The organism is Desulfosarcina ovata subsp. ovata (assembly GCF_009689005.1).
Taxonomy (GTDB): Bacteria; Desulfobacterota; Desulfobacteria; order Desulfobacterales; family Desulfosarcinaceae; genus Desulfosarcina; species Desulfosarcina ovata.
In genome coordinates, this window is record NZ_AP021879.1 from 2,489,943 (window position 1) to 2,506,389 (window position 16,447).

Sequence of the window (16,447 nt, forward strand, 5' to 3'; positions counted from 1 at the left end):
ATCGTTTGTGGTCTTATTCTCACGCCTGTATTAAGGAAAGGTTAAGAAATGGATAGTTTTTGGTTAAGAGCCTGTTTGATAAATCCGTCTAAGGCCCGCTAACGGCGTTGGAAAGTGTCTCAAAATGCTCACATATTACCTATATGCTCCGCTTTCGAGCCACGTTCCGCCTTGTTATCGGGCCTGATCCAGACTTCTCAAACAGGCTCTAAGAAGCGGTTTGAACGGGAACAAACCGGGTACGACCTTCCACCCTTGGTGTGAAATGCTTCAATCTGGCATCGATCGGTGCCTGGCGGCCGTTGAAAAAACCGCAGGCACGGTAGTAGCGCAGGTCATCTGCCCATGCACCAAAGGCACGGGGCGATTTCACCAGGCGACGGATCAACCCTGCCGGGTTGGCGAAAACTTCCAGAAGCGGCCCCATCAGTTCGGATGGGTCACGGAAGCACTCCCAGTCGCACTGCCGGCAGGCATCCTTCTCGCGCGGCGGGTGCAGTCTTGACCAGTCCAGCTCCCACAACCAGCCATGGTCTTCGTTACCCCGGTAGCCGCAGGGATAGGCGTGGCCATCGGCGGCATTGACGAAGAAGAAGTCGATCCCCCCGCGGCAGCCGTAAGGTCTCGGTCCACGGTCAGCGCTGTATTGGCGAACCAGGGATTCCAAGGCGCACAAGGGCGAGAAAATTCTGATTTTCCCGCGAAAGCGCCGGATGGCTCCGGCCAGGGCCTTGAACAACATCCGTTTCTCACCCGGCGTGAAGCGGACGATATCGGCGACGGTGGTGGCCGCATACACCGCACTAAGGCCTTGCTCACATTCCGGCACGTCAATACTCATGGGATAGCAGGCGTTGGCCATGGTAAACCCGAGATCCACAGCCCGCTGGTAAAAGCGCTCAAAGGCGCGGGAATAGCGATGGTAAAAAATCTCCAGATAGGCTTCGTCCAAAGGGCTGGCGGCGGGCTTCAATTCGCGGGTGGCGCGGCCGCCCACATTGCGGTTGATGCCCAGGTTGACCGCCGGGTAAATGCCAGCCCGGTGGAAAATGGGCAGGGCCTTTTCGATACCGGCCACCGCCCCGGGAAACCCGCGCATGGATTCATGCACCGCATCCACGGCCGAATCGAGGCTGATCCAGAAATTTCGCAATGGTGTATCGGCCAACTGCTCGACGATCCGGTTCACCCGGTCCGCGAAATCGGCCCGATCGGGGTGCCGGAAGATAAACCCGTTGGTGCCGGTACGGATATAGGGAATGCCGGCATCACCGGCATGGCGGATCAACGCCACCAGTCGATCCATATCCAGAAGCGGTTCACCGCCGGTAAAGGAGATGGCCTGCACCCCCCGGACGGCGGCGGCATCGATCAGCCGTTTTATGGTATCGGTGTCAAGGGTCGAGCGGCTGAACGCATTCGTGGTCCGCATACCGCACTGGGGACAGCGTGCATTGCAGCGGTCGGTAATCTGGATCACCAACTGGCCGGGAATGCGATTGTTCAGGATGGATCGGAGGATGGCGTTCATGCTGGCGTTTCCCCTTTATTTATAAAGATTGCCGTTTTGCCCAATCATAGTATTTAAGATAATGTTTTTGGCAAGGCCAGAGGGAGAAAGCTGTATAAACCCTACCCCGACGACCGATAACATAGCCCGAAAACATTATCTTGAATGCTATAGCCCACCGAATGTTTGCTCCGTGTTAGCCTTGTGTTTGAGTTTTATTTCCCGGTTGGATAAATAGTGCCCATCCAGAAATGGCCAATTTTCCCGACATCCATGTTCCGCGAAAAATTTTATCCTCGGAATATCAACCATATGCCTGCGGTAAAATTTTTCGCGCGCCTCGATCTCGACCCAATTTCCCTATTTCTGGATGGACACTAAATAAAGCGGCTTCTACTTTTTTGCTTGACACAATTGTTAAGCACCTTTACCATTAAACCATGGAAACCAAAAAAGACCTGATTGCGTCCACCATTCGTGAACTGCTGCGCATTACCCACCTGTACGCGCGTATCGAAGCCATGCCGATTCCCGTTAGTGAGGAGGTTATGGTCTCCACCCGTGAGGCGCATACCATTCAAGCCATTGGCGAAGGTGAAAACATCAGCGTCACCCAGGTGGCCGACCATTTCGGGATCACCAAAAGCGCGGCGTCTCAGATGATCGCAAAACTGGAAAAAAGAGGCTTTTTAATCAAAAAGCCCGCAGCCCACAGCAACAAGGAGTTTGAACTCTCGTTGACGGAGTTGGGGTGGTGTGCCTTCCATGCCCATGAACACTTCCACGGCAAGGATTTCGCCAAATTGGTGGACAGCTTGAGCGCTTTTCCCATCTCACAGATCGCCACGTTGTCGGTTTTATTGGAGACGCTGGGCGGGGTAATGCAACAACGTCTTTCCCGGCATTCCCAAAGCTAATTTTTTTTTGCCTTATAGTTAAGTTACTTAACTATAATATCGCAAGGAGTGGAGATGAAAACGCTAAAAACCACATTAATTGATTTCTCAATCAATCATTATCGACTGGCGACGCTGGTCATGGTTTTGTTCACCGTTTCGATGAGTCTTTTTTTCCCATGGATTCAGGTGGACACGGATCCCGAAAACATGATTCCCAAAAACGATCCGCAGCGTGTGTTTCACAATTTGTCCAAAAAAGAATTTATGCTCAGTGAAACCGTTGTGGTCGGTGTTGTCAACGAGCACGACCCCGACGGAGTTTTCAACCCGGAAACCTTGCGGCATGTCCACGAACTAACCCAATTTGCCAAAACCCTCCGCTGGCCGGATGAAAGCAATCCCGGTAACGTCTCCGGTGTTATCGAGGTGGATATGGTCGGACCGTCATTGGTTGATCACATGCACCAGGGCGGGCCCGGAGAAATCAGATTCGAATGGCTCATGTCCAAGCCACCGGAAACCAGGGAGGCCGCCCGGACCATTCGGGACAAGGCCTATTCCAATCCCATGCTTAAAGGGCGGATGTTTTCCGAAGACGGCAAGGTGATCTGTATTTACCTGCCCCTGACCGACAAGCACTTGAGTTACCGCATCAATGAAGAACTAAGCAAGAAGATCGATTCGTTGGGCGGGAAGGAAACCTATCATATCGCCGGGGTGCCGGTGGCGGAAGTCGCCATCGGCGTGGAGATGTTTTCCCAGATGGGCATTGGCACGCCGATGGCTATGGCGGTTATTTTCGCCTTGCTGGGACTGTTTTTCCGGAAATGGCGGTTGGTCATCCTCCCCATGATCATCGCTATGTTTTCGGTTCTGTCCACCATGGGGCTGATGATCGCCCTCGGCTTTCAGGTTCACATCTTAAGTTCGATGATTCCGATTTTCTTAATGTGTATCGGCACGGTCTGCGCCATTCATATTTTGTCGGAATTCTTCGATGTCTACACCGATGAAAAGGGGCGTAAAGAGACGATACGTGCCGTGATGGACGAGCTGTACGTGCCGATTCTCTATACCTCGTTGACCACCGCGGCCGGCTTCGCTTCCCTGGTTTTTGCGCCCATTCCACCGGCCCAAATCTTCGGTGCTTTTCTCAGCACCGGGGTCATGATCGCCTGGCTGTATACGGTTATTTTTGTGCCGGCCTATATCATGATGATTCCCAAACGCAAGTTGATCAATTTCGGTATGTCCGCCATGCAAAAAGAAAAGGAAGGCCTGTTGACCAAAGTACTGCGGGCCACCGGCCGGATGACGTTTAATCATCCCAAGGGACTTTTGGGTGTGTTCGTCATCCTGCTGGGCGTGGCCATTTGGGGAACCACGCAAATCCATGTCAATGACAACTATGCCAAGCGGTTCGTCGACACCCATCCCATTCGCAAGGCCGATATTGCCCTGAACCGTCATTTGGAAGGCACCTATACGGCCTATCTGATATTGCAGTCACCCAAAGCGGACAGTTTTACTCCCGATATGATCGAAAGGTTCTCCTCGGGCCTGATGAAATATGCCGAAAGCATTCAAACGGAATTCAACAATGCACCCGCCCTGGCCAGAGGGATCGTTCGGTATGCATCGGAACAGGCCGGTCATATCCAATCCAAAAAGGATTTCCTGGACACCATGGCAAAGGAGGTGGACCGACGCGCTCAAACGGCTTCCGATGAGGATTTTTATGCCTACGACGAGCTTCACACAACCATCGGTGTGGAAAAAGAAAAATTGAAGGCCTTCAAGCGTCCAGAGATGCTGGCCTACATGGCCGGACTGCAAAAACATATGGAGGCAACCGGGCTGGTGGGGAAAACCACTTCCGTGGTGGATGTGGTGCGCAAAATCAATCAAGAGATGATTGACGGCAAGCCGGAGAACTACCGTATCCCGGATACGCTGCAGGGCATCGCCGAATGTTACTTGCAATTCCAGCAGGGGCATCGGCCTGGTGACCTGTGGCACATGGTTACGCCGGACTTCATGCAGGCCAATCTTTGGATGCAATTGAAAAGCGGGGACAGCAGCGCCATGAAATCTGCTGTCGAGGCAGTCGATGCCTATATAGAAGAAAATCCCGCGCCGTTCAACGTAACCCATCGTTGGGCCGGGCTGCATTATATCAACCTGGTGCTGCAGGAGAAGCTGACTCCCGCCATGCTGCGCTCATTTATCGGAAGCTTTGCCGTGGTTTTCGTCATGATGGTTTTTTTGTTCCGTTCATTACGCTGGGGCCTGCTTTGCATGGTGCCGCTGACCATCACGATCTTGACAATTTACGGCATTATCGGCATCTCCGGTAAGGATTACGATTTGCCGGTTGCCGTCCTGGGAGTCCTGGCACTGGGCATGGCGGTGGATTTTGCCATCCATTTCTTGCAGCGCGGGCGCGTTTACCACAACACCACCGGTTCGTGGGAACAAACCAATGGGCACCTGTTCGGCGAACCGGCCCGGGCAATCAGCCGTAACGTGCTGGTCATCGCCATCGGTTTTCTGCCGCTTTTGATCGGGCCGATTGTCCCTTATAAAACCATGGGCATCATGCTGTTCGCCATCATGACCCTTTCCGGGATCGTTACCCTGCTGGTTCTCCCGTCAACCTTGACGGCCTTTGAAAATTGGTTTTTTAAAAAACCGGAAACGAAAGCGGCTAGTACTGCCGTCCTCGATACTTCTCATAAATAATAAAAAAAGGGAGACCTCGCATGAAACGATGTTTTTTAATTCCATTGGCAGGGTTGTTGTTGGCCACCAGTTCGGCCATGGCGCAAACGGCAACGCCGACATCCGATGAAATCATCCATAAAGCCAACCACATGGCCCTTTACCAGGGTGCGGACACCAAATCGAAGGTGTCTTTGACGATCACTGACAAACAGGGGCGAATGCGCAAAAGAGCATTCCGCAGTCTTCGTAAAAACGATGACAACCTGGATCGGAATCAGAAGTACTACACGTTTTTTCAGGCACCTGCCGACGTACGCAAAATGACGTTCATGGTGCATAAGCATGCCGATCTCGAAGAGGACGACGATCGGTGGCTCTATATGCCGAGTCTGGATCTGGTCAAACGGATTGCCGCAAGCGATAAACGGACAAGTTTTGTGGGCTCGGACTTTCTATACGAAGATATTTCCGGTCGCAGCCCAAAAGACGATTTCCATGAACTGGTAGGGACCACCGAGGAATATTATGTGATTAAAAATACGCCGAAAAAACCCGACACTGTGGAGTTTGCCCACTACATCGCCCATATCGACAAAAAGAATTTTTTGCCGATGAAAATCGAATTTTTTAAGAATGACGGCCGGGCTTACCGGGTGATCGAATCGTTGCAGGTGGATGCCATTAAAGCCAAGCAAAACGGCCGGCCGGTCATCTATCCGACCGTCACCATTTCCGTGGCCAAAAATCTGGAAAGTGGAAGTACGACGAAAATGACCGTTTCCGATGTTCGCTACAATGTCGGCATCCGCGACGATATTTTTTCCGAACGTTACCTGAGAAGACCGCCAAGGGATGTCATGCGATGATACGAATCTTCAAGACAGGCTGCCTGATACTGCTTTTTTCGCTGATGCAGACCGTGGCTCCCGCCCATGGGGCCGAGGGGAAGGGGAAGGTCTGGCCGGATTTTTTCGGACCGGTGGACGTGCATGGATTTATAGAGATGCGCGGCGGAACCCGGACAAGTGACGATCCCGAGGCCAAGGACATTTCGGTGATGGAGGTCAGGCTGCAGGCGGATCTGTTCACTTACACGGATTGGGCGGAGTTCAAATTCAAGGGAGACGTGTGGGCCGACGGCGTCACCGAGAAAGGCGAGGGCGATGTCCGCGAGGCTTGGGTTTTCTCGCGCCCGTCCGGTTTCTTGGATCTCAAGATCGGCCGTCAGGTTCTGACCTGGGGTACGGGTGATCTGGTTTTCCTCAACGACCTCTTTCCCAAGGATTGGCAGTCCTATTTCATCGGGCGGGACAGCGAGTACCTGAAGGCGCCCTCGGATGCCGCGAAGATCAGCCTTTTCACCGAGCTGGCCAACCTCGACCTGGTGTACACCCCACAGTTCGATGCCGACCGCTATATCACCGGTGAGTATATCTCCTATTGGAATTCAGCCGCGGCCGGCCATGCCGGACGGGACGACATCATCCATGCCGACCGGCCCGATCGCTGGTTCGAGGATGATGAATTGGCCGCACGTCTCTACCGCAATATCAGCAATTACGAACTAGCGGTATATGGATATTGGGGCTTCTGGAAACAGCCCGGCGGCCAAACCGTGTCCGGTACGGCCATCTTCCCCGAACTTAACGTTTATGGCGCGAGTATCCGTGGGCAGGTGGCCGGAGGGATCGGAAATCTGGAACTGGCCTATTACGATTCGGCCGAGGCTTCCGGCGGCGGTGATCCGCTGATCGATAACTCGGAAATGCGCTATGTCGTAGGCTATACGCGTGACCTGGCCATGGATCTGAACGCCAGCCTTCAATATTACGTGGAACAACTGCTGGATTATGGAGCTTATGAGGAGAGCCTGTCCGGCATCCCGGCCCGGGACGAGTTCAGGCATGTCATTACTTTGCAAATCACCCAGCTACTGATGAACCAGACCCTTGAGCTGTCGCTGTCCGGCTATTACTCCCCCAGCGATGAAGACACCTATCTGCGCCCCAGGATCAGCTACGATGTCACCGACAGTATTGTTCTGGAAACCGGCGCCAACATTTTCATTGGAGAAGCGGATCATACCTTTTTTGGTCAGTTTGAAAACAATACGAATGTCTATGTGGCGGTCCGGTACAGCTTGTAGGCGTCAACGTCTCGCTCCCACGCTCCGCGTGGGAGCGTCAATGGCTTTCATCTGACCGGGTGTGGATTCCCGGGCAGAAGCGTGGACCATGTATGACAGGCGCTAAGTAATAGAAGAAAGGAATTGGAAGATGAGCACATTTAAAGAAACTACCGGAAAAAACACCGGTTCTCCGGACGAAACCATGTTTTCTCCGGAAATTCGCCCCGTGGGAATCATCAGGAACGAGATCGAAAAGCCGTTTCTGGTTGCCGGAGACGAAGGCCTCGACATGCATAAAAGCTTGGAGAAGGTGCGCGAAGAAGTACGCAAATTGGACCAACGCATATCAACCATTATTGTCGCTGCAGACTGGGGCGATGCACTCAAGGGCATCGAAGCGTACTCCCATCTTCTCGTCTTGTACTGGGCGCATAAAGTGAACGAGCAAGGACGCGCCCTGAAACGGGTGCACCCCATGGGCAGAAAAGAAATCCCCGAGGTCGGTCTTTTTTGCACTTGCAGCCCGGCCCGGCCCAATCCGGTGCTTGCCTGCGTCGTTCGGCTACGCGAAAGAAAGGGCAATATCCTCAAGGTTTCCGGTCTCGACGCAATCGACGGAAGCCCGGTGATCGATATCAAGCCCTATGTAAACAGTTGGTATCCACGGGAAGCGGTGTCGATGCCCGAATGGATGCGGCGACTCATGGAAGAAGTCAACCAGCATGATCGCCTGGAACAAAATCCCAGGGCGAGTTTCATTGAGGCCATGGAAGAACGGGATCTGAGGCGCTGCCTGGTAAAAACGGCAGAGATCCACGGCCATTATTGTCCGGGCAGCGCGCTTGGCATCATGGCGTCCATGTATGGGTTCAGCCTGCTCGGCGATGCCGTGACGTGTTCCGATGGATTGGAAAATCTCATGGCCATCGTTGAAATCAATGCCTGCTTTGCCGATGGCGTGCAGGCGGTATCGGGGTGTACCCTGGGCAACAATGCATTGATCTATCGCGATCTGGGCAAGCATGCCGTGACCTTGGCCATCAGAGGAGACGATATGGGCGTGCGTGTTTGTGCCCGCCCCGATTTTCGTGAAGTCATCGGGCGCCTGGTTCCGGCGTTCTATCCGCTCATGGAGAAGGTGATCAAGAACAGGGTTCATACCAAAGAAGATGAGAAACGATTCAAGGATACAGCCCGGGAAGCCGCCTTTACCCTCATCAAACAGGATTTTGAGAATGTTTTTTCAGCCGAGAGGGTTCGCGTTGATTTGCCCGGGTACGCGCCGATTGTTGACAGCATTATCTGCCGAAAATGCGGCGAACAGCTCATGGCGACAAAAGCCGCACCAAACGGAACATGCCTGACCTGCGCGGAAAAACCATATTTTCAGGTCGAAGGCGGGGGGATTGTTCCCAAAAACGGTTAGCTGACAAAAGAAGACAATGAGTCCTGAACATAGAAACGATTGCCATCGTAAGTATAACGGCGGAAAAGGGCACAATGGGCGCGGCCCCAGTAGCGCATGGTTGCACGAGCCCAAAATGGTATTGGGGCACTTGCCGCTAAAAGCTGGACACGTTTTCGTCGATTTGGGCTGTGGTGCCGGCGATTACACTGTCGAGGCGGCGAAGATTGTCGGTCCCGGCGGTAAAGTGTATGCCTTCGACAAATGGCAACATCTGATCGACAGCCTGGCGAAAGTCGCAAAATCCCTGGAGCTGAGCAATATTGTGGCCCTGAAAGCTGATATTTGCGCCCCATTACCGATTCTGGACAGCAGTGTGGATGTCGTATTTATTGCCACGGTGCTTCATATTTTCAATTTAAGAAAAATGGGGCCATCCATTTTTTCCGAAGTATTCAGAATGCTCAAACCCGGAGGTTGTCTGGCTATTGTCGAGTGTAAAAAAGAGGAGCAGTCTTTCGGACCGCCCAAGCACATGAGAAATGCTCCCGATGAGGTTGAAGCGGTGGTGGTCTCTTGTGGCTTCAGAAAGATCGGCTACATTGATTTGGGATACAATTACATGATTCAGTTTGCTTCTGCTAAAAAAAATACGAAAGGAGAAAGACATGACGACACCACAGCATTGCCCCGGATTTGAACTTTTCAGGGAGTTGGACGCGTTCATCTGCCAGTGCCCGAACTGCGGCAATCAGATAGAAATCTTCTCGGACGAATTCAACAAAGAACATCATTGCCCCGGATGCGGGAAAAAAGTGGATTTCACCAAATGCGAGCTTAGTGGAAGGGGAAGAAAAGGCACGAAACGGTAAAAGAATGCAATTTCGATTTAAAACCGCAGAAATCGATCGACCAACTCAACCGGAACGATATCGTCGTTCAGTCCCTGGCCGACCTGGCCCGGACCAACCAAACCACCATCGGCCGGCTAATGGATATCATGCATACAAAGTGAAGTGGAGGCTCCAATGAAAAAAGCTGACATCACATCCATATTTTTACGTGGTAAAACTGGAAAAATAATGCGACGCATCAATGTCAAGCCCAATGGAGGAGATTCAGCACTGCTGGCTTCGGGAGCAAGCAACTTTTCACCGGAAGAGCTGGATATCGACGACAGTGATTGCCATCCAACCCTGTGTTGCGAGAATATCCGCGTCAGGTCAGGTGTCCGGTTGATGCTTGCCAATTATTCTCAGGGGCGGCAAATCCATATGGATTATGAGATAGACAAGGCTCCGATCAGTTTCAGTTATACCCTTTGCGAGCGAATTCGTTGCACCATGCACAATGGCTTAGGGCCTCCGACAGTGGCAGAACGCGTCCCCGGAGACGGAGTCCTGGCCTATCTACCGCAGACGAACGGAACCATTGATATCTTCCCCGATCGGCGGGTTGTGGGTATTTCACTGCATTTCAGCGTATCAGCCTTTAAAACGTTGTTTCCTTCCCTGCCGTGGTGCCTCCAACACTTGGATAAAAGCCCTGGTGGTTCATCAACAGCCAAGCCGGTTTTCCAGCAGTCCCGTTTCGGTACCGATACCTTTCAGGTTATCAAGCAGATTCTCCAATGCCCCTATACGGGAGAGATTCGCAGGCTTTTTTTCGAGGCCAAAGCCCTCGAACTGGTGGCGCTTAAAATGGCGGAATGGCGACAACGGGAAAGCGCTGCGCCATCGGCCTTGAGGAGCCGGGATATCGACCGAATCCATGAGGCATATTATATCCTGTTGACCCGGCTCGATCATCCACCCAGTCTGGTCGATTTGAGCCGCATCGTGGGACTCAACCGCAACAAACTCAACCACGGTTTCAAAGTTCTGTATGGAGATACCGCATTCAACCTGCTGCGCAACGCGAGGCTCTCCAAGGCCCTGTCATTGCTCAACGATTCAGACCTGAGCCTGTCGGAAATCGCGTTTACCGTGGGTTACAACAGCCAGGCCAATTTCACCACCGCTTTTCGCAAACATTACGGTACGCCCCCGAATACCTTCCGCCGGTAAATTCAACACCGCAACATTGTGCAGCGCGCAATAAAGAAAATGCATGCCGCAAAAGACAGGCAATCTGTTTCGTTATATGAAGACATGTGACGAACAGATGGCTGAAGCCATCGAATGAAAAGCCGGTACCATTCCCATAATCATGAAGGCGACCAAGCAAAGCCATGAAGGCTTCTCTCCGGATAGGTGAATTGCCGTCATGGCTTTTTCTTTGGAAACGGAGGAGCATTAACATGCAATGGCGTTGGAAGCAGCGGAACGGAATGAGAATATTGCTATTGTGGTTGTTCGGGTTAATTTTTGTGGGTACGGCATTGGCGGAAGAATCGTCGACCCACAAACTCGACGATGTGGTGGTCAGCGAGCAAAGAATCCTTCCTGAAATCAGCCAGACACCGCAAAAGACAACTATAGACGTGGATACCTACGAAACCGTCGGAACCATGCAGAACATCGGGGATATCCTCAAGGATCAGCCGATCATGGATTTCAGGGGGGCGTCCGATCTGGTTCCCGGCGATATCATCGATGGTGAGGATGCCTTCTGGATGCGGGGCTTTGGCAGTAACCGCTTCGTTACCGCTATCGACGGGTCTAACATTCACAAAGCCGGCGGACGCCAGAGCTATCATGTGGTGGATTATTCGTTGCTGCCGACCTTTTTGATCGAGGAAGTCGAGATCCTTCCCGGACCGCACTCGGCATTGTATCCGGCACAAAGCATCGGCGGGGTGATCAATTTGGTCACCCGAACGCCTGAAAGGTATGACACCATCAAACCACAGGTCCATGTCTCCACCGGCTATAAATCCTACAACACCCAGAATCACAGCATCACCGCAAGGGGCGGCATCGATGATTTCGTTTACGATGCGGGGTATCAGAGATACAGCACCGACGGTTACCTGAGACATTCCGAGGCGGACATCGATTCGACTTTCGGGCATATCGGTTACCTGCTGCCTTCAACCGGTTATATCACGTTGACCGTCAACCATAGCCAAGGGGACCGGGAAATCCCGGTGAACAATGACGCCGCCTTGGGGGATGATGACGGGGGTTATCCAACGGTGAGCGAATCTTCCTATTTCGAATGGCAGTCGCCCGAATACGATGGAACGGCCACCGCCTTCCGCTTGAATTATCTTCAACCCTCACCACTGGGAGAGTGGGATCTGAATGCCTATTACAGCGAGGAAGAGTGGAAGCGAACGACTCTACGTAAGGACGCCTCGGGAATTATTTACGATGGCGGTTGGGAGTCCACCTGGTATACGCGGGGCGTAAAGTTGCAGGATACGATCCGGTTTTCGGATGCCCATGAAACCGTCATCGGCGCCGAGGTTCAGCAGTTTCTCGACAGCTTCGACACCAAGCAGGGCTCACCTGCTGCCTTCGACGAAAAAAAACGTGTGGAAACCCGGTCGGGCTTCGCCCAGCACCGCTGGCGGATCATTCCACGTTTGACCCTTACCGCCGGCTTGCGCTACGAGCACGCCGACACCTGGACGAACAACCTTTCCTCAAGCACCGGTGCTTTCCTGATCACCGGACAACCGCGATGGATCGAGAGAAATTTCGACGACTGGCTGCCCAAATCTTTTATCACCTATGACTTGGACGATTTGGCCGCCGGGCTGCGGGATACCTCCGTTTCGGTCGGCGTCAGCCGGATTTGGCGTGCGCCGACCAACTTCGGGGATTTCAATTACGGGGGAAGACCGGTTGGACCATGGACCGAACCCGAGCATGGCATCGGCTACGATGTGGTGCTCTCCCGGCGGCTGGTCAACGATATTCAGCTCAAGGTCAATTACGCCTATTATGAAATCGAGGATTATCTCGCCTGGAACGGAAACTTCTCTAAATACACGCCCGGCGGCGGGAATTCGGTCACGCCTGGTATGGAATACAAGGATTACGTTATCAATCTCGAAAAGATCGTCCGCCACGGCGTCGAAGTCCAGCTCAGCGGTCATCTCATGGACGATCTCAGTTTTTATCTGGGATATGCCTATCAGAAATTCGAAAACAAAGGGGGAGAACTGGCAGGGGAAGACGCCGTCGACGATATTGCCAAGAACAGGGTCAACGCCGGCCTGCGCTATCGTTTGTTCGAAAATACCACGCTGCTCCTCGATTATAAATACCAGGACGAACAGGTGGTTCAAAAGGCGGAAGAGGTCGCCCCGGATGAATGGGAGTTCTCGGAAATACCCATGGACGCCTATCATGTGTTTGATCTGGCGGTCAGGCAAACCCTGTTTAAAAAATGGGGTTTCTTGGAAAATGCCACGTTGAAGGTCTATATCAACAATCTGCTCGATGAAAACTATGAAAATCTCAGCGGGTATCCGGCCACGGATCGCACCTATGGAGCGGCGCTGGATGTTTATTTTTAGAACCAGATTGAGAAGTCCGTCTAAGGCCCGCTACCGGTGTTGGAAAGTGGCCCAAAATGGTCACATATTACATATATGCTCCGCTTTCGACCCACTTTCCGCCTTGTTATCGGGCCTGATCCAGACTTCTCAAACAGGCTCTAAGAAGCTGTTTGAAGTTGTTAAAAAATCCATTAAAAGGAAACAACAATGTCTTACATCATGGGCGGCCGCGCACAGTTTCGTGTACAGAGCAGCGGGCAGTGGTTGATCAGCGTCAATCACAAGGAAAACGTCACCGAGGACGGCCCCCTTAGGGAGTTGTACGGCAAAGCCGAGCATGTGTTTAATAGCGCCAGTTTGACCTTTATAGTTAAATGAGGTTGATACGGGGCGAAACGAGAATGATTACCGCGGGGGTGCTTTTGCTTGTTCTCATTCTGGCGGCCGGATGTTCGGATCAACCCGCCCCTGCAAAGCAAGACGTCAATCGAAGAACGATTACGGATTGTGCGGGAAGGGAGGTACGGATACCGGAGAGGGTCGCAAAGGTGGTGGATCTGGCCCTTTTGGACGGTACCCGCACCATGGTCGAGCTGCAGGTCGCGGACAGGCTTGTGGGCGTCAACGACAGTGTTAAAAATTTCATGTACGGAGAAGAGGGCAGCGCCCTCGGGTGTTGGTTCCTGCCGCCCAAGGTGGCACCGCAATTAAAAAGTGTATTGAGCGTGGGAACCTGTCGTGAACCGAATGTCGAATTCATACGGTCCCTTGAACCGGATCTGATCCTGGCCTATGCGTCCTATACGGAACTTGCCGATATTATCGAGGAACAAACCGGCCTGCCGGTTGCCTGCATCGACGCTTCGGGGTGCCTTGATTTCAAAATGCTCAGATTGGTTGCAGAAATCATGGGTAAACAACGGCGGGCGGAGGCGTTGGTCACGTATGCAAAAGGCAAGGTCGAGACAATTGTCCGTATGCGCTCCTGCCTTGATGAAAAAAAGCGCGCGAAGGTATTTTTTTGGGGGTGGCCGGTTCAGGATGCTCCGAAAACGATTGCCCCCTATGATCCCATCGATCTGGCCGGAGGACTGAACGTGGCCCTGCAAGCCGGGGCCAGGCCTTACGAAATCTATGATATCACCAAAGAGCAGCTGGCGGTGTGGAACCCCGATATCATCTTGCTGCAGTGGTGGACCCGAAAAAAGGTCGGCGTGAGAATCGAAACGATCCTTTCCGACCCGGCCCTGCAAACGGTTTCCGCCGTGAAGAACAAGCAGATATACTACTCGCGGAGTTTCATGAAAGGCTGGGACCCTGCCATGGGCCTATGTGAAATCTACTACCTGGCCAAACTCTTCTATCCGGATCTGTACCGTGATCTCGACGTCGAAAAAGAGGGCAATGAAATATTGAAGCGTTTTTACGGGATGGACGGACTCTATTCGGATTTTCTCGATGGCAGCGAACTGCACCGATGGAAACCGATCCCCACATCCTGACCCAATATCGACGCCATGTCGGCAGAAAGCGACTGTTCGTTTTCTCGCTCATGGCCGCCATCGGTCTGCTGGGGACCTTTTCCATCACCCGAGGGCCGCTGACCCTTTCGATTCCCGAGGTGTACGCCACGCTGCTCAACCGTTTTTTTCCGGACTATTTTTCGACGCCGGGTGAACTCGCCATAAGGGCGATCTGGTATATGCGACTGCCCCGGCTGCTCATGGGGCTTGCCGCTGGGTTCAACCTCGCCATTGCCGGCGCGGTGATGCAGCCGGTCTTGCGCAACCCATTGGCCAGCCCGTTCACCCTGGGCATATCGGCCGGTGCCGGATTCGGGGCGGCCCTGGCCATTATTTTCGGCAAGGGGCTGGGTGGCGGCGTATTTTTCGTGGTCATCAACGCCTTTGTCTTTTCTCTGCTCACCGCCATGCTTATTCTGGGCATGTCCCGCTACAAGGGGGCCACCCCGGGAAACATGGTACTGGCAGGCATTGCCCTATCCTATCTTTTCGGTGCCGGCACCACGGTGATGCAGTATTTCGCCGATTCATGGGCCGTGACCGAGGTGGTTTTCTGGATGGTGGGCAGTCTTGGCAAATCGACCTGGAGCAGTTTGCGCTTCATGTTGCCGGTGATGTTGCTTTGTATTCCCTATTTGCTGCTGAAAACACGGGATCTCAACGTGATGAATACGGGCGACGATGTGGCCGTAAGCCTGGGTGCCAATGTCAGGCGGGCCAGGCTCCTGATTCTGATGGCGGCATCGATTTTAACGGCCATCACCATCTGCTTTACCGGGGCGATCGGTTTTATCGGGCTGGTCGCACCGCATATGGCGAGGATGATTTTAGGCGGCGACAACCGGTTCGTCGTACCGGCGGCGGGCCTTGTCGGTGCTTTGCTGCTCAGTGCATCGGACCTGGTGGCAATGAATATCATCCCCCCCACGGTCATCCCCATCGGGATCATGACCGCATTCATGGGGGTTCCCCTTTTCCTTTATTTGATCATGAAAAACAGGAGCGAGCTCTGGCGGTAGAACTGAAAGTCAACGATTTGGTCTTTTTCTATGGAGACCGGCCGGTGCTTGACCGGATTACCTTCGATGTCTTGCCCGGACAGATTCTGGCCTTGCTAGGGCCCAACGGTGCCGGCAAATCCACTTTGCTCAAGTGCATCGACGGACTGCTACGACCGCAAAAGGGCTGCATCGAACTGAACGGCAAGCCGATCCATGGCCTGCGCCGCAAGACGATTGCCCGGCTAATGGCCTATGTGCCGCAAACCACTGGCGAGATCTTCCCCTTCAAAGTCATCGACATGGTCTTTTTGGGCCGCTATCCCCATGGCAACGGGCATACCGGCAACAAGGATCTTGAGAAGGCCTTCAAGGCCCTCGCGTGGATGGGCATCGAAGATCTCGCGATGAAGGATTTCGGCGCCATTAGCGGCGGGCAGCAACAGAAAGCGACCATCGCCAGGGCCATTGCCCAGGAAGCCGAAGTTCTCCTGCTTGACGAACCCACCAGCAATCTCGATATCCGCCATCAGCTCGAAGTCATGGATTTGCTGAGGTATTTGGTTAAAACCAACTCCCTGTCGGCCATCATCACCATGCATGACCTCAATCTGGCCGCAAGATATGCGGATAAAGTCATCATGTTGGAAAACGGTAAGATCGTCGCCGCGGGGGACCCGGTGACCGCCCTGACGCCCAAAACCATCGCATCGGTTTATCGTGTGGCGGTTGAAGTCGGCAGCATCCGCAACAAGCCGCATATCATACCTCTCAAGCCACTTACATCAAACGTCCAACCTCGAAAGTGAG

General features: G+C 53.1%; 14 protein-coding genes. 13 read left to right on the forward strand and 1 reads right to left on the reverse strand.

Annotation, left to right across the window (positions count from 1 at the left end):
• Positions 1-208 precede the first annotated feature (208 nt).
• Positions 209-1,531 carry a radical SAM protein gene (locus GN112_RS11195; protein ID WP_155310294.1) on the reverse strand — a complete coding sequence of 441 codons (1,323 nt, stop codon included), beginning with the start codon at positions 1,529-1,531 and terminating at the stop codon, positions 209-211.
• Positions 1,532-1,950: 419 nt separating this feature from the next.
• Between GN112_RS11195 and GN112_RS11200 the strand changes: the two genes are divergently transcribed.
• The 13 genes from GN112_RS11200 (at position 1,951) to GN112_RS11260 (ending at position 16,446) form a co-directional block, all read left to right on the forward strand.
• Positions 1,951-2,427: a MarR family winged helix-turn-helix transcriptional regulator gene (locus GN112_RS11200; RefSeq protein ID WP_155310295.1), complete on the forward strand. Its 477-nt coding sequence runs from the start codon at positions 1,951-1,953 to the stop codon at positions 2,425-2,427.
• 54 nt (positions 2,428-2,481) lie between these two features.
• On the forward strand, positions 2,482-5,151 hold the full coding sequence (locus GN112_RS11205; RefSeq protein WP_155310296.1) for an efflux RND transporter permease subunit: 2,670 nt from the start codon (positions 2,482-2,484) through the stop codon (positions 5,149-5,151).
• A 20-nt stretch (positions 5,152-5,171) separates the two neighbouring features.
• Positions 5,172-5,999, forward strand: a complete 828-nt coding sequence (locus GN112_RS11210; RefSeq protein WP_155310297.1) for an outer membrane lipoprotein-sorting protein — start codon at positions 5,172-5,174, stop codon at positions 5,997-5,999.
• On the forward strand, positions 5,996-7,279 hold the full coding sequence (locus GN112_RS11215) for a hypothetical protein (protein WP_155310298.1): 1,284 nt from the start codon (positions 5,996-5,998) through the stop codon (positions 7,277-7,279). The genes GN112_RS11210 and GN112_RS11215 overlap by 4 nt, the downstream gene beginning before the upstream one ends.
• Before the next feature lie 130 nt (positions 7,280-7,409).
• Positions 7,410-8,687: a tRNA (N6-threonylcarbamoyladenosine(37)-N6)-methyltransferase TrmO gene (tsaA, locus tag GN112_RS11220; RefSeq protein ID WP_197743309.1), complete on the forward strand. Its 1,278-nt coding sequence runs from the start codon at positions 7,410-7,412 to the stop codon at positions 8,685-8,687.
• Between the two features lie 16 nt (positions 8,688-8,703).
• Entirely contained in the window at positions 8,704-9,366 is a 663-nt protein-coding gene (locus tag GN112_RS11225; protein WP_155310299.1) for a class I SAM-dependent methyltransferase, read from the forward strand.
• Positions 9,335-9,538, forward strand: coding sequence for a hypothetical protein (locus GN112_RS11230; RefSeq protein WP_155310300.1), 204 nt, complete (start codon positions 9,335-9,337; stop codon positions 9,536-9,538). Before GN112_RS11225 ends, GN112_RS11230 begins: the two co-directional genes overlap by 32 nt.
• 210 nt (positions 9,539-9,748) lie before the next feature.
• On the forward strand, positions 9,749-10,732 hold the full coding sequence (locus tag GN112_RS11235; protein WP_162458879.1) for a helix-turn-helix domain-containing protein: 984 nt from the start codon (positions 9,749-9,751) through the stop codon (positions 10,730-10,732).
• A 233-nt stretch (positions 10,733-10,965) separates the two neighbouring features.
• Positions 10,966-13,134 (forward strand): TonB-dependent receptor, FCYXU motif-type, encoded by a 2,169-nt coding sequence (locus tag GN112_RS11240; RefSeq protein WP_162458880.1) that lies wholly within the window; start codon positions 10,966-10,968, stop codon positions 13,132-13,134.
• Between the two features lie 189 nt (positions 13,135-13,323).
• Positions 13,324-13,494, forward strand: a complete 171-nt coding sequence (locus tag GN112_RS11245; protein ID WP_176603539.1) for a hypothetical protein — start codon at positions 13,324-13,326, stop codon at positions 13,492-13,494.
• Positions 13,495-13,517: 23 nt separating this feature from the next.
• Positions 13,518-14,618: an ABC transporter substrate-binding protein gene (locus GN112_RS11250; protein WP_162458881.1), complete on the forward strand. Its 1,101-nt coding sequence runs from the start codon at positions 13,518-13,520 to the stop codon at positions 14,616-14,618.
• The gene (locus tag GN112_RS11255; protein WP_155310304.1) at positions 14,594-15,658 is read left to right on the forward strand and encodes a FecCD family ABC transporter permease; all 1,065 of its coding nucleotides are present in this window, start codon (positions 14,594-14,596) and stop codon (positions 15,656-15,658) included. Before GN112_RS11250 ends, GN112_RS11255 begins: the two co-directional genes overlap by 25 nt.
• Before the next feature lie 44 nt (positions 15,659-15,702).
• Positions 15,703-16,446 carry an ABC transporter ATP-binding protein gene (locus tag GN112_RS11260; RefSeq protein ID WP_197743310.1) on the forward strand — a complete coding sequence of 248 codons (744 nt, stop codon included), beginning with the start codon at positions 15,703-15,705 and terminating at the stop codon, positions 16,444-16,446.
• Position 16,447 lies beyond the last annotated feature (1 nt).

What these genes read in the sequence shown, in the direction of transcription:
- GN112_RS11195 (WP_155310294.1), bottom strand. Translation starts at nt 1,531, where the DNA reads ATGAACGCCATCCTCCGATCCATCCTGAACAATCGCATTCCCGGCCAG.
- GN112_RS11200 (WP_155310295.1), top strand. Translation starts at nt 1,951, where the DNA reads ATGGAAACCAAAAAAGACCTGATTGCGTCCACCATTCGTGAACTGCTG.
- GN112_RS11205 (WP_155310296.1), top strand. Translation starts at nt 2,482, where the DNA reads ATGAAAACGCTAAAAACCACATTAATTGATTTCTCAATCAATCATTAT.
- GN112_RS11210 (WP_155310297.1), top strand. Translation starts at nt 5,172, where the DNA reads ATGAAACGATGTTTTTTAATTCCATTGGCAGGGTTGTTGTTGGCCACC.
- GN112_RS11215 (WP_155310298.1), top strand. Translation starts at nt 5,996, where the DNA reads ATGATACGAATCTTCAAGACAGGCTGCCTGATACTGCTTTTTTCGCTG.
- tsaA (WP_197743309.1), top strand. Translation starts at nt 7,410, where the DNA reads ATGAGCACATTTAAAGAAACTACCGGAAAAAACACCGGTTCTCCGGAC.
- GN112_RS11225 (WP_155310299.1), top strand. Translation starts at nt 8,704, where the DNA reads ATGAGTCCTGAACATAGAAACGATTGCCATCGTAAGTATAACGGCGGA.
- GN112_RS11230 (WP_155310300.1), top strand. Translation starts at nt 9,335, where the DNA reads ATGACGACACCACAGCATTGCCCCGGATTTGAACTTTTCAGGGAGTTG.
- GN112_RS11235 (WP_162458879.1), top strand. Translation starts at nt 9,749, where the DNA reads ATGCGACGCATCAATGTCAAGCCCAATGGAGGAGATTCAGCACTGCTG.
- GN112_RS11240 (WP_162458880.1), top strand. Translation starts at nt 10,966, where the DNA reads ATGCAATGGCGTTGGAAGCAGCGGAACGGAATGAGAATATTGCTATTG.
- GN112_RS11245 (WP_176603539.1), top strand. Translation starts at nt 13,324, where the DNA reads ATGTCTTACATCATGGGCGGCCGCGCACAGTTTCGTGTACAGAGCAGC.
- GN112_RS11250 (WP_162458881.1), top strand. Translation starts at nt 13,518, where the DNA reads ATGATTACCGCGGGGGTGCTTTTGCTTGTTCTCATTCTGGCGGCCGGA.
- GN112_RS11255 (WP_155310304.1), top strand. Translation starts at nt 14,594, where the DNA reads ATGGAAACCGATCCCCACATCCTGACCCAATATCGACGCCATGTCGGC.